Origin of the sequence: Pantoea sp. AS-PWVM4 (assembly GCF_000468095.1) — a bacterium.
Lineage (GTDB): Bacteria > Pseudomonadota > Gammaproteobacteria > Enterobacterales > Enterobacteriaceae > Pantoea > Pantoea phytobeneficialis.
In genome coordinates, this window is record NZ_ASZC01000006.1 from 205,822 (window position 1) to 218,846 (window position 13,025).

The following is a 13,025-nucleotide window of genomic DNA, read 5'->3' on the forward strand; positions in this document are numbered from 1 at the left end:
GGAAGGACAAGGAGGAAGCAGCATGTCACGAACAGGAAAAGTCCTGAGTTGGGTCATCGGGATTTTTTTGTTGCTGGTTGTGGTGATGTTGGTCGTGATTGCGACCTTTGACTGGAATCGCCTGAAACCAACCATCAACCAGAAAGTCTCGGCAGAATTGAATCGACCTTTCGCCATTCGCGGCGATCTCGGTGTAGCCTGGGTACGCAATCGTGAAGAACCCGGCTGGCGTAGCTGGGTGCCCTGGCCGCAGGTGCATGCCGACGATATTATGCTGGGTAATCCGCCCGCTATCCCTGATGTCACCATGGTGCATTTACAGCGCGTGGAGGCGACGTTAGCGCCGCTGGCGTTGCTGCATAAACAGGTTTATCTGCCGTGGATCAAACTCCAGCAACCCGATGCACGCCTGGTACAGACTGCGGATAAACAAAACAACTGGACCTTCAACCTTGCCAGCAATAACAACGGCGAGGCCAATGCGGCCCCTTCGGCCTGGACGTTCCGTCTCGATAATATCCTGTTCGATCAAGGGCAAGTACGCTATCGCGACGCCATTAACAAAGCGGATGTCAGCGTCACCCTCAATCCCCTCGGCAAGCCGGTGCCCTATGCGCAGGTGGCGGGAGGTGATGATAAACAGCAGGGTGCCGGTGACTTTGTCTTTGGCTGGCAGGCGAGCGGTACCTATAACAATCAGCGCTTAGAGGGCGAGGGCAAAATTGGCGGCATGTTGTCACTGCGCAGCCAGACCACACCGTTCCCGTTGCAGGTTGATGTACGCAATGGCACCACGCGGGTACGCGTCGAAGGGACATTGCAGGACCCCCTGAATCTGGGTGGGTTGGATGTACGGCTGCGTTTCTCCGGCGATACGCTGGCGAATCTGTACGGTTTGACTGGCGTGCTGTTACCCGATACGCCGCCCTATGAAACCGATGGTCACCTGATTGCGCGTTTTAATGACGACAAAGGCCCAGTGTTCCGCTACAAAAAATTCAATGGTCATATCGGTGACAGCGATATTCATGGTTCGCTGGTGTACCGTCAGGGCAAACCCCGTCCGAGCCTGACCGGCGATCTCTCGTCGAACCAACTGCGTATGGCCGATTTGGGGCCGTTAATTGGGGTTAATTCTGGTAAGGGCAGTGAGAAAACGCAGCAGGCGAAAGCACAGCGTGGCGAAGCCTCGACGCAGCCTGCCGATCGTGTTCTGCCGCACGACAAGTTCGATACCAAAAATTGGGACGTGATGGATGCCGATGTGAAGTTCAGCGGTAAGCGCATCGAACATAGCAATTCGCTGCCGTTGAGCGATCTTTATACCCATTTACAGCTTAATAACGGTGATTTGCGCCTTGATCCGCTGCGCTTTGGTATGGCGGGCGGAGCGCTTAACTCCACCATCCATCTGGAAGGGAACCGCAGCCCCATGCGTGGCCGGGCGGATGTGCATGTGCGTAAACTTCAGCTGCGGCAGTTGTTTCCCAATGTGCAAGCGATGCAGAAAAGCCTTGGTCAGTTGAACGGTGACGCCACCTTAAGCGGCACCGGTAATTCAGTGGCGGATTTGCTGGGCACCAGTGATGGCGAGTTGAAGCTGTTGATGAACGATGGGTTGATCAGTCGCAGCCTGATGGAGATTGCCGGACTAAATGTCGGTAACTATGTGGTGGGTAAACTGTTTGGCGATGACGAGGTGCGTATCAACTGTGCGGCCACCGATCTCAACATTCGCAATGGGCTGGCGACGCCCAAACTGTTTGTCTTCGATACCGAGAACGCGGTGATTAATGTGTCAGGCAGCGTCAACTTTGCTAATGAGCGCCTCGATTTGACCATCGATCCCGAGAGTAAAGGTATCCGCATCATTACGCTGCGCTCGCCGTTGTATGTGCGCGGCACCTTCAAAAAACCGGATGCCGGGGTGAAAGCTGGGCCGTTGATTGCTCGCGGTGCCGCAGCGTTGGCATTAGGCGCGGTGGTGGCACCGGCCGCCGCGTTGCTGGCGTTGGTTTCACCCAGCGATACCGACAGCAATCAATGCAGCAACGTGTTGCAGCAGATGAAGCAGAAGAAATGATCAGTTACGCCACAGCACCTTGATGATGTGGTAGCCAAAGGCGGTTTTCACCGGTCCATAGGGTTGCAGCAATGGGCAGCTGAAGACCGCTTTATCAAAGGCCGGGACCATCTGGCCTTTTCGGAACTCACCTAAATCGCCGCCGTTACGTCCGGAGGGGCAGGTGGAGTGTTTCTTTGCCAGCTGTTGGAAGTTCGCACCTTTTTCCAGCTGGGCCAGTAACGCTTTTGCTTTTGCTTCATCCTTCACCAGGATGTGTAAAGCTGCCGCGGTTTTCGCCATGATTCGGTCCTGTTGTGTATAATCGTCGCGCATTATAGCCTGCACCGAATGGAAGCGGCGCGATTTATCGCGCGGTTAAGGTGCTGTGTGATGCCCTCATCCCGACCTTATCCCGCCAGCGGGAGAAGGAGATGTGCAATATGTTAACTGAGTGAATTTCCGTTATGCGTTTAAACCCCGGCCAACAACGTGCTGTCGAATTTGTCACCGGTCCCTGTCTGGTGCTGGCCGGTGCTGGCTCGGGTAAAACCCGTGTGATCACCAATAAAATTGCGCATCTGATCCGCGACTGCGGCTATCAGGCGCGTCATATCGCCGCCGTGACCTTCACCAATAAAGCTTCGCGCGAGATGAAAGAGCGTGTAGCGCAAACGCTGGGGCGCAAAGAGGCGCGCGGTCTGATGATCTCGACCTTCCATACCCTGGGGCTGGAAATTATCAAACGCGAATATGCCGCGTTGGGGATGAAATCGAGCTTTTCCCTGTTTGACGATCAGGATCAGCTGGCGTTGCTGAAGGATTTGACCAAACAGTGGCTGGAAGAAGATAAGACCCAGTTGCAGCAGCTGATTTCGACCATTTCCAACTGGAAGAACGATTTGGTTGATCCCCAGGGTGCGACAGGGATGGCGAAATCTCAGCGTGACCAGATTTTTGCCCATTGCTACCAGTTGTACGATCAACACCTGAAAGCCTGCAATGTGCTGGATTTTGACGATTTGATTCTGTTGCCGACGCTGCTGCTGAAACGCAATCAGGAAGTCCGGGAACGCTGGCAGCAGCGCATCCGCTACCTGTTGGTGGATGAATATCAGGACACCAATACCAGCCAGTACGAGCTGGTGAAACTGCTGGTCGGCGCACGGGCGCGTTTTACCGTAGTGGGCGATGATGACCAGTCGATTTATTCCTGGCGCGGCGCACGGCCACAAAACCTGGTGCTGCTGAAAGAGGATTTTCCGGCACTGGAAGTGGTCAAGCTGGAACAGAACTATCGGTCGTCTCAGCGCATCCTGAAGGCTGCCAACATCCTGATTGCCAACAATCCGCATGTATTTGAAAAGCGACTGTTTTCTGAGCTGGGGATCGGTAGCGAGCTGAAGGTGCTGATGGCAAACAATGAGGACCACGAGGCGGAACGCGTGGCTGGCGAATTGATTGCGCATCACTTTATCAACAAGACGCAGTACAAGGACTACGCCATTCTCTATCGCGGCAACCATCAGTCGCGCGTGTTTGAGAAGCTGCTGATGCAGAACCGTATTCCGTATCGTATCTCGGGGGGGACTTCATTTTTCTCCCGCCCGGAGATTAAAGATTTGCTGGCCTACCTGCGTGTGCTCACCAACCCGGAAGATGACAGCGCGTTTCTGCGTATTGTGAATACGCCGCGGCGTGAGATTGGCCCTGCCACGCTGCAAAAATTGGGTGAATGGGCCACGCTGCGCAACAAGAGTTTGTTCAACGCCAGTTTTGATATGGGGTTGGGGCAGACCCTGACCGGGCGTGGACTGGAGCATCTGCAACGTTTTACCGCCTGGCTGAATGAGATCATTCAACTGGCTGAACGTGAGCCAATCAATGCGGTACGCGATCTGATTCGCGGTATTGATTACGAAAGCTGGCTGTTCGAAACCTCCCCCAGCCCGAAAGCCGCTGAAATGCGCATGAAAAACGTCAATATGTTGTTCCAGTGGATGACGGAAATGCTGGAAGGCAGTGAGCTGGATGAGCCGATGACGCTGGCGCAGGTGGTCACCCGTTTCACGCTGCGCGATATGATGGAGCGTGGTGAGAGCGACGAAGATGTCGATCAGGTTCAGTTGATGACGTTGCATGCTTCAAAAGGGTTGGAGTTTCCGTATGTTTATCTGGTGGGAATGGAAGAGGGGCTTCTGCCGCACCAGAGCAGCATTGATGAAAACAACATCGAGGAGGAGCGCCGTCTGGCGTACGTCGGGATTACCCGTGCGCAGAAGGAGCTAACCTTCACGTTGTGTCGCGAGCGCCGTCAGTATGGCGAGTTGGTGCGACCGGAGCCAAGCCGCTTTCTGCTGGAACTGCCGCAGGATGATATGGAATGGGAGCGCGAGAAGAAAGTGGTGAGCGCTGAGGAACAAATGAAAACGAGGCAGACTCGCGTCGCCGGTTTACGTGCGATGCTGGAGAATGCAAAAAAAGGCGCGTAGCGGCGCGATTTATCGCGCAGGTTTTAAAAGAGCGCGATAAATCGCGCCGCTACGGGGTACATCAGGACAGGGTTAATAACCAGTGCACATAAGACTGGAAATGACTCTCCTGTTCCAGCAGCTCCGCCCTTAACGGATGCGCCTGCAACCAGCCCGGAGGCAACGTCAGATGCAGCGCATCATCATCCGCCTGCAAACGTACCGCCGGTAAGGTGTCGTCGCGACGACGGCTGGAGAAGATAATCGCCAGACGCAATAAACGGCACAGACGCTCCGCCAGACGCGGTGGCACCGCATTCTGCTGCGTCAGTAGCGCCAGATCGATGCTGCCGCTCTGGTTCTGTAACAGGCAGGCCAGCAGTTTTTTCTGGGCGGGGGTAAAGCCGGGAAGATCGAGATGGCGAATCAGGTAAGCAGCGTGCTGGGAAGCCTGGCGGAAATCAACACTCAGGCCAATTTCGTGAATCGAACAGGCGCTAAGCAGCAGATCGCGACATCGATGATCCAGCTTCCATGCGGCGCTTACCTGACGGAAAAAGCTTTCAGCCAACTGGCGCACGCGTTCGGCCTGATCCACATCAATGGTAAAACGGCGCTGGACGTTTTGCAGGGTACGGCTGCGAATATCGCGATCAATGGGTTGATGCAGCATGCCATACACCAGCCCTTCGCGCAGTGCGCCACCGGCCAGCGTCATACTTTCGATATTCAGTTCCTGAAAGATGGCGATCAGGATCGACAAGCCGCTGGGGAACACCAGCGCGCGCTCCAGGGTCAGCCCTTCAATCTCCAGTTCCTCGAGCTTGCCACATTGAATGGCACGCTGTTTCAACTGTTGCAGTTTGCTCAGGGTAATACGTTCATCCATCCCCTGCGCCACCATAATTTCCTGTAGCGCCTGCACGGTGCCCGAGGCACCCACACAAATCTGCCAGCCTTTTTCGCGCAGTGCCGTCGCTACCGGGCGGATCATCTCACGCGCTGCCTGCTCGGCCTGAGCAAAGTTCTCCTTTGCCAGATGGCGATCGCTGAAGTAACGCTCCAGCCAGGTGACGCAGCCCATCGACAGACTAAACAGCGTTGTCGCATGAGAACCCTCACCGGTCACCAGCTCGGTACTGCCGCCACCGATATCGACGACCAGACGCTGATCGGAGCCACCGGTGGTATGCGCCACACCCTGATAAATCAGGCGTGCTTCCTCTTCGCCACTGATGACGTTAACTGGGCAGCCAAGGATCTGTTCTGCGGTAGTGAGGAAGTCCTGCGCGTTGGCAGCAAGGCGCAGCGTGGCCGTCGCAACCACGCGAATCTGCTCAGGAGGAATGTCCTGGAGTTGTTCGGAAAAAAGTTTCAGGCACTGCCAGCCACGTTGCATTGCTTCTGCCGAGAGCTGGCTCTCTTTGTCGAGACCCGCAGCCAGGCGCACCTTGCGTTTTATGCGCGCGACCGTCTGAATGCTGCCAGAGACTTCGCGCACCACCAACATATGAAAACTGTTGGAACCCAGATCAATCGCAGCATAAAGGGACGATGCGCTTAGCATGGTGTGCTTAACCCGAACGTTTACGGTTGTTGTTACGCGGTGCGCCACTGCGACGGTTGGTGTTATTGCCACCACGACGCGGGCCATTGCCTGAGCGGTTACGGGTCAAACGTTTCGGTGGTGGCAGGTCGTTCAACAGCGCTTCGCTATTGTATTTGCTCACCGGGATACCGTGGCCGATATACTCTTCAATGGCTGGCAGATTCAGCGCGTACTCTTCACAGGCGAGGCTGATGGAGTGACCGCTGGCACCCGCGCGGCCGGTACGGCCAATACGGTGCACGTAATCTTCACGATCGTCGGGCAGGTCGTAGTTAAATACATGGGTTACCGCAGGGATGTGCAGACCACGAGCAGCGACATCGGTTGCTACCAGAATATCAACATCACCTTTGGTGAAATCGTCGAGAATACGCAGACGTTTTTTCTGCGCCACATCACCGGTCAACAAGCCAACGCGATGACCATCGGCGGCGAGATGCCCCCAGATGTCTTCACAACGGTGCTTGGTGTTAGCGAAGACGATGGCACGGTCTGGCCACTCTTCTTCCAGCAGGGTTTGCAGCAGACGCATCTTCTCTTCGTTTGAAGGATAGAAGAGTTCTTCTTTGATGCGATGGCCGGTTTTTTGCTCCGGTTCCACTTCCACATATTCGGCGTTGTTCATATGTTCGAACGCCAGTTCACGCACACGCCAGGAAAGGGTGGCGGAGAACAACATGCTCAGACGTTGCGTCGCAGGAGGAACACGGCGGAACACCCAGCGGATGTCTTTGATAAAGCCGAGATCGAACATGCGGTCAGCTTCGTCCAGCACCACCACCTGAATCGCACCCAGATTGATATGGTTCTGTTTAGCGTAATCGATCAGGCGACCGGTGGTACCCACCAGAATATCCACGCCTTGTTCCAGCACTTTCAGCTGTTTATCGTAACCGTCGCCGCCATAGGCCAAACCCAGCTTCAGGCCGGTGGCCTGTGCCAGCGGTTCTGCATCGGCATGGATCTGTACCGCCAGCTCGCGCGTAGGTGCCATGATCAAGGCGCGCGGCTGATTCACCTGACGGCCTTCAGCCTCAGGATGTGTAAGAAGATGATGAAACGTTGACGTCAGGAACGCCATCGTTTTGCCGGTACCGGTTTGCGCCTGACCCGCGACGTCACGCCCTGAAAGCGTAAGAGGCAACGCGAGCGCCTGAATCGGCGTGCAGTTATGAAAGCCTTTCTTTTCAAGGGCTTCCACTACCTTTGGGTGCAGGGCGAAGTCGGAAAACTTCTGTTCTGTTAAGTGTGTTTTGCTCATAGTGTGGTAGAATATCAGCTTACTATCGCTTTACGAAAGCGTATCCGATGAAATAAAGTCAACCTACGTTGGTAAATATTACGCCAATTCGCCAGGCATAATCTTTGGAGTAAAACATGAGCAGCGATAAAATCGTTCACCTGACCGATGACAGTTTCGACACCGATGTGCTGAAAGCAGACGGTGTGACACTGGTAGATTTCTGGGCTGAATGGTGTGGTCCTTGCAAAATGATCGCACCGATTCTTGATGAAGTCGCAGAAGAGTACGACGGTAAGCTCACCATCGCCAAGCTGAACATTGACGACAACCCGGGCACCGCGCCGAAGTACGGCATTCGTGGTATCCCAACCCTGCTGCTGTTCAAAAACGGCGAGGTGGCGGCAACGAAAGTTGGCGCGCTGTCAAAAGGCCAGCTTAAAGAGTTCCTGAACGCTAACCTGGGCTAAGCCCGGCGCGGTGTTTCGTCCGCAGTGGCGAATTTTTTCTCCACTGCTGGACGTCTCCCTTTTAGCGTGATAAGTTGTCAATACTGCATTACGCACTTACCTTGTAGTTTGCATCTAAAAGATTTCCCTTGTCAGACCCTATTCGCATTGAACGTTTTCGTGGTTTGGCAATCTGACGGCTAGTACCCCTGGCAACATTATCGACCGTCTCCTCGCTTTCTATCGCCATCCCTGACGATATCCGTCGAGCAGAGTCGAAAAAGAGCCATTAAACAGGCATGGAATATTCGCCATACCATTCACGACAAACATTTCGAGAATTACCCCGAGTTTAAGAACCCATCACTATGAATCTTACCGAATTAAAGAATACGCCGGTTTCTGAGCTGATTACTCTCGGCGAAAATATGGGGCTGGAAAACCTGGCGCGTATGCGCAAGCAGGATATTATTTTCGCCATTCTGAAGCAGCACGCGAAGAGTGGCGAAGACATCTTCGGTGATGGTGTGCTGGAGATATTGCAGGATGGATTTGGTTTCCTCCGTTCCGCAGACAGCTCCTACCTCGCCGGTCCCGACGACATCTACGTTTCTCCCAGCCAAATTCGCCGCTTCAACCTCCGCACAGGTGACACCATCTCCGGTAAAATCCGCCCGCCGAAAGAAGGTGAGCGTTACTTTGCCCTGTTGAAGGTGAATGAAGTTAACTACGATAAGCCGGAAAACGCGCGTAGTAAGATTCTGTTCGAAAACCTTACGCCGCTGCACGCTAACAGCCGTTTGCGTATGGAGCGTGGTAATGGTTCTACTGAAGACCTGACAGCGCGTGTTCTGGATCTGGCTTCACCGATTGGTCGTGGTCAGCGTGGCTTGATCGTAGCACCGCCGAAAGCCGGTAAAACCATGCTGCTGCAAAACATCGCCCAGAGCATCGCCTACAATCACCCGGATTGTGTGCTGATGGTGCTGCTGATTGACGAACGTCCTGAAGAAGTGACCGAGATGCAGCGTCTGGTTAAAGGCGAAGTTATCGCATCAACCTTCGACGAACCGGCTTCCCGCCATGTGCAGGTTGCGGAAATGGTGATCGAGAAGGCCAAACGCCTGGTCGAGCACAAAAAAGACGTCATCATTCTGCTCGACTCCATCACCCGTCTGGCTCGCGCCTACAACACCGTAGTTCCGGCCTCAGGTAAAGTACTGACCGGTGGTGTGGATGCCAACGCCCTGCATCGTCCGAAGCGTTTCTTCGGTGCGGCGCGTAACGTGGAAGAGGGCGGCAGCCTGACCATTATCGCTACCGCGTTGGTTGATACCGGTTCGAAGATGGACGAAGTGATTTACGAAGAATTTAAAGGTACCGGCAACATGGAATTGCACCTTTCCCGTAAAATTGCGGAAAAACGTGTGTTCCCGGCGATCGACTACAACCGTTCCGGTACCCGTAAAGAGGAACTGCTTACCACCTCTGAAGAGTTGCAGAAGATGTGGATCCTGCGCAAAATCATCCATCCGATGGGTGAAATCGACGCGATGGAGTTCCTCATCAACAAACTGGCAATGACCAAAACCAACGACGAATTCTTCGATATGATGAAGCGTTCCTGACGTGTCAGTGGCGAAAAGTCTCTCAGACAGACTTTTCGCACAAATTGCCAGGATTTATCGCCAACGCCACGTCTTAACGTGGCGTTTTTTATTTTCGGGCATTAGGATTATGCGAGCCGGGAGTATTGATAATGACTGTGGCGGAAGTGCTGGTTTTTTAACCAAACGCGCACCTCTGGAGCAGAATTAGGACTAAGGATGAACGGCAAAGGCAAAAAGTTCGCCTATTGTTGTCCACGATTTTAGCTGAGAGCGTTAATGTGAATTTACTCACTATGAGTACTGAGCTTGGTTTAGTTTTTCTGTTTTCCTTAGCGTTCCTGTTTTTTGCTCGCAAAGTGGCTAAAAAAATCGGACTGGTTGACACGCCAAACTCCAGAAAACGCCATCATGGAGCGATTCCGCTCGTCGGCGGGATTTCCGTCTATGCGGGGATCTGCTTCGCGTTTCTCATTTCGAATTACTATCTCCCGCATTCCTTGTTGTACCTCGGCTGCGCCGGGATGCTGGTGTTGGTTGGCGCGCTGGACGATCGCTTCGATATCAGCGTGAAAATCCGTGCTACGGTGCAGGCTACAGTCGCGATAGTGATGATGGCCGGAGCCAAACTCTATCTGCTTAGCCTCGGTTTTATTATCGGCCCGGTCGAACTGATTGTCGGGCCGTTTGGCTATGTACTGACGCTGTTTGCCGTTTGGGCGGCAATTAACGCCTTCAATATGGTGGATGGGATTGATGGCCTGCTGGGCGGGCTGTCGTCAGTCACCTTCGGTGCGATGGGGATCATTCTTTACTTTGACGGGCAAACCAGCCTGTCAATGTGGTGCTTTGCCATGATTGCCGCCACCATCCCCTATATCCTGCTTAACCTTGGTTTCCTCGGACGGCGTTATAAAGTGTTTATGGGTGATGCAGGCAGTACCATGATTGGTTTCACCATCATCTGGATCCTGCTGGAAACCACCCAGGGATTAAGTCATCCGATAACCCCGGTCACCGCGCTGTGGCTGATTGCCATTCCCCTGATGGATATGGTTGCCATCATGTATCGCCGTCTGCGCAAAGGGATGAGCCCATTTTCTGCCGATCGCCAGCATATCCATCATCTGATCATGCGTGCGGGTTTTACGTCACGACAGGCGTTCCTGTTGATTACCGTGGCGGCGGCGATTCTGGCGGGTATTGGTGTCCTCGGTGAGTATTTGGCCTTCATCCCGGAATGGGTAATGTTGGTATTGTTTTTGTTGGCATTTTTCTTCTATGGCTATTGCCTGAAGCACGCCTGGCGTGTGGCACGCAAAGTTCGCCGAATCAAACGTCGCTGGCAAAGCGTTGGCGATGATAAGAAATAAATCAGTACCCAGAAAAGGATCCCTTGTTATGACCTCTGGAGTTGTGGAGAACGAACTGGATATTCGCGGCCTGTGCTGTACGCTATGGCGTGGTAAACGCTGGATCGTTGGTCTGGCGTTGCTGTTCGCGTTGCTGGCATGGCTGGTGTCTATGCTGATGAAACAGACATGGAGCACCACGGCGATCACCGATCGACCCACCGTCAACATGCTGGGGGATTACTTCGTCCAGCAGCAACTGCTCAAAAACCTTGATGTGCGTAACAACACGCTAAATCTCAGCTCGCCTGGGCCAACGGTCATGGATGATGTCTACCAGGAATTCATCATGCAACTGGCCTCATGGGACACTCGGCGGGATTTCTGGTTGCAGACCGACTACTATAAAAGCCGCAAAAGCGGTAACGCCCACAACGATGCGGCGTTACTTGATGATCAGATCAACAATATTCAGTTCACACCTGCCGATCCGGCTCACAATACGTTGAACAGCGTCAGGCTGGTGGCCGAAAGCGCCAGTGATGCCAATAACCTGCTGCGACAGTACATTGCTTACGCCAGCGAACGGGCCGCGCGCCATTTGAATGCGGAGCTGAAAGGTGCCTGGCAGGCGCGAGCCGAACAGTTGCAGGCGCAGTTGAAGCGTCAGGAAGATGTGGCACAGGCGGTATTTGCCCGGCAGCGTCAGCGTATTGAGCAGGCGCTGAAAATCGCCAGCCAGCAAGGTATCAAAGAAAACCGCGCGCCGGTGACGGGTGAAACGCTACCGGACAGCGACCGCTTCCTGCTGGGGCAGCAAATGTTGCAGGCGCAGCTCGATACCTTGCAGGCCAGCGGTCCGGCGTACGATTTAAGCTATGATCAAAACAGAGCGATGTTGAGTACATTGCAGGCCGGGCCGCGTGTGGATAAACAGTTTCAGACCTACCGCTATCTGCGTACACCAGAAGAACCGGTTAAGCGTGATAGCCCACGTCGGCTGTTTATGATGATCATGTGGGGCGTCATCGGCGCGCTGGTGGGAGCGGGGGTTGCATTGGTGCGCCGTCCGCGCCCGATGTCACCAACGAGTCATTGAGAGAAGCCGCGTGAAAGTTCTGACCGTATTTGGTACTCGTCCTGAGGCGATCAAAATGGCACCGCTGGTGCAAGCGCTGGCCCAGGATTCGGCGTTTGAATCGCGCCTGTGCGTCACCGCCCAGCATCGTGAAATGCTTGATCAGGTGCTTCGTTTGTTCAATCTGCAACCCGACTATGACCTCAATATCATGCGACCGGAGCAGGGACTGACGGAAATCACCTGTCGTATTTTGCAGGGCATGAAAACCGTATTGGCCGATTTCCGTCCCGATGTGGTGCTGGTACATGGCGATACCACCACGACGCTGGCTGCCAGCCTGGCGGCGTTTTATCACCAAATCCCGGTAGGGCATGTGGAAGCCGGTCTGCGAACCGGGAATCTGATGTCGCCCTGGCCGGAAGAGGCTAACCGTACCCTGACCGGGCACCTGGCAAGTTATCACTTCACGCCTACACAAAACTCACGAGAGAATTTGCTGCGCGAAAATCTGCCGGAACAGCGGATTTTCGTCACCGGCAATACGGTGATTGATGCCTTGTTGTGGGTGCGTGATCGCGTACTGGACGACGCCGATCTGAACGCCCGGCTGACGGCGCATTATCCGTTCCTCGACTCGGAGAAAAAGCTGATTCTGGTCACCGGGCATCGACGGGAGAGTTTTGGCGACGGTTTTGAACGCATTTGCAGCGCGCTGGCGCAGATTGCCCGTCGGCACCCGCAGGCGCAGATCGTCTACCCGGTGCACCTCAATCCGAATGTCAGCGAGCCGGTCAATCGTATTCTGAGCGGGATCGAAAATATCGTTCTGATCGAGCCGCAGGAGTATCTGCCATTTGTCTGGTTGATGAACCGCGCATGGCTGATCCTCACGGATTCTGGTGGTATTCAGGAAGAGGCACCGTCACTTGGCAAACCGGTGTTGGTAATGCGAGACACCACCGAGCGCCCGGAGGCGGTTGCTGCTGGCACGGTCAGGTTGGTGGGTACGGATATTGATAAAATTGTGGCAGAAGTCAGCCTGTTGCTGGACAACGATGAAGTCTGGCAGGCGATGAGCCATGCGCACAATCCTTATGGCGACGGCCAGGCCTGCGCGCGCATTTTGCAGGTTCTTAAAAATCATAGAGTTTAAC

At 54.3% G+C, this 13,025-nt stretch carries 10 protein-coding genes; 7 read left to right on the forward strand and 3 right to left on the reverse strand.

The window, feature by feature from the left end:
- Nucleotides 1-22 precede the first annotated feature (22 nt).
- On the forward strand, nucleotides 23-2,083 hold the full coding sequence (locus L579_RS08120; RefSeq protein WP_021183771.1) for an AsmA family protein: 2,061 nt from the start codon (nucleotides 23-25) through the stop codon (nucleotides 2,081-2,083).
- On the opposite strand, the gene ppiC is transcribed toward L579_RS08120, so the two are convergent.
- Entirely contained in the window at nucleotides 2,084-2,365 is a 282-nt protein-coding gene (ppiC, locus tag L579_RS08125) for a peptidylprolyl isomerase PpiC (protein ID WP_013507331.1), read from the reverse strand.
- A 164-nt stretch (nucleotides 2,366-2,529) separates the two neighbouring features.
- On the opposite strand from ppiC, the gene rep reads away from it, so the two are divergent.
- Complete coding sequence (rep, locus tag L579_RS08130; RefSeq protein WP_021183772.1) at nucleotides 2,530-4,554, forward strand: DNA helicase Rep; 2,025 nt, start codon at nucleotides 2,530-2,532, stop codon at nucleotides 4,552-4,554.
- Nucleotides 4,555-4,615: 61 nt separating this feature from the next.
- On the opposite strand, the gene ppx is transcribed toward rep, so the two are convergent.
- Both ppx and rhlB read right to left on the reverse strand, forming a co-directional pair.
- Entirely contained in the window at nucleotides 4,616-6,100 is a 1,485-nt protein-coding gene (gene ppx, locus L579_RS08135) for an exopolyphosphatase (RefSeq protein ID WP_021183773.1), read from the reverse strand.
- 7 nt (nucleotides 6,101-6,107) lie between these two features.
- Nucleotides 6,108-7,403: an ATP-dependent RNA helicase RhlB gene (gene rhlB / locus L579_RS08140; protein WP_021183774.1), complete on the reverse strand. Its 1,296-nt coding sequence runs from the start codon at nucleotides 7,401-7,403 to the stop codon at nucleotides 6,108-6,110.
- Nucleotides 7,404-7,519: 116 nt separating this feature from the next.
- Between rhlB and trxA the strand changes: the two genes are divergently transcribed.
- The 5 genes from trxA (at nucleotide 7,520) to wecB (ending at nucleotide 13,024) form a co-directional block, all read left to right on the forward strand.
- On the forward strand, nucleotides 7,520-7,852 hold the full coding sequence (gene trxA / locus L579_RS08145; RefSeq protein WP_021183775.1) for a thioredoxin TrxA: 333 nt from the start codon (nucleotides 7,520-7,522) through the stop codon (nucleotides 7,850-7,852).
- 347 nt (nucleotides 7,853-8,199) lie between these two features.
- Nucleotides 8,200-9,459 carry a transcription termination factor Rho gene (rho, locus tag L579_RS08150; protein WP_021183776.1) on the forward strand — a complete coding sequence of 420 codons (1,260 nt, stop codon included), beginning with the start codon at nucleotides 8,200-8,202 and terminating at the stop codon, nucleotides 9,457-9,459.
- A 275-nt stretch (nucleotides 9,460-9,734) separates the two neighbouring features.
- Nucleotides 9,735-10,811, forward strand: coding sequence for a UDP-N-acetylglucosamine--undecaprenyl-phosphate N-acetylglucosaminephosphotransferase (gene wecA, locus L579_RS08155; RefSeq protein WP_021183777.1), 1,077 nt, complete (start codon nucleotides 9,735-9,737; stop codon nucleotides 10,809-10,811).
- A 28-nt stretch (nucleotides 10,812-10,839) separates the two neighbouring features.
- On the forward strand, nucleotides 10,840-11,889 hold the full coding sequence (gene wzzE, locus L579_RS08160) for an ECA polysaccharide chain length modulation protein (protein ID WP_021183778.1): 1,050 nt from the start codon (nucleotides 10,840-10,842) through the stop codon (nucleotides 11,887-11,889).
- A 10-nt stretch (nucleotides 11,890-11,899) separates the two neighbouring features.
- The gene (wecB, locus tag L579_RS08165; RefSeq protein WP_021183779.1) at nucleotides 11,900-13,024 is read left to right on the forward strand and encodes a non-hydrolyzing UDP-N-acetylglucosamine 2-epimerase; all 1,125 of its coding nucleotides are present in this window, start codon (nucleotides 11,900-11,902) and stop codon (nucleotides 13,022-13,024) included.
- Nucleotide 13,025: the final 1 nt, after the last annotated feature.

Excerpts from the sequence above, each read along its gene's own strand:
- L579_RS08120 (WP_021183771.1), top strand. The coding sequence starts at position 23 with ATGTCACGAACAGGAAAAGTCCTGAGTTGGGTCATCGGGATTTTTTTG.
- ppiC (WP_013507331.1), bottom strand. The coding sequence starts at position 2,365 with ATGGCGAAAACCGCGGCAGCTTTACACATCCTGGTGAAGGATGAAGCA.
- rep (WP_021183772.1), top strand. The coding sequence starts at position 2,530 with ATGCGTTTAAACCCCGGCCAACAACGTGCTGTCGAATTTGTCACCGGT.
- ppx (WP_021183773.1), bottom strand. The coding sequence starts at position 6,100 with ATGCTAAGCGCATCGTCCCTTTATGCTGCGATTGATCTGGGTTCCAAC.
- rhlB (WP_021183774.1), bottom strand. The coding sequence starts at position 7,403 with ATGAGCAAAACACACTTAACAGAACAGAAGTTTTCCGACTTCGCCCTG.
- trxA (WP_021183775.1), top strand. The coding sequence starts at position 7,520 with ATGAGCAGCGATAAAATCGTTCACCTGACCGATGACAGTTTCGACACC.
- rho (WP_021183776.1), top strand. The coding sequence starts at position 8,200 with ATGAATCTTACCGAATTAAAGAATACGCCGGTTTCTGAGCTGATTACT.
- wecA (WP_021183777.1), top strand. The coding sequence starts at position 9,735 with ATGAGTACTGAGCTTGGTTTAGTTTTTCTGTTTTCCTTAGCGTTCCTG.
- wzzE (WP_021183778.1), top strand. The coding sequence starts at position 10,840 with ATGACCTCTGGAGTTGTGGAGAACGAACTGGATATTCGCGGCCTGTGC.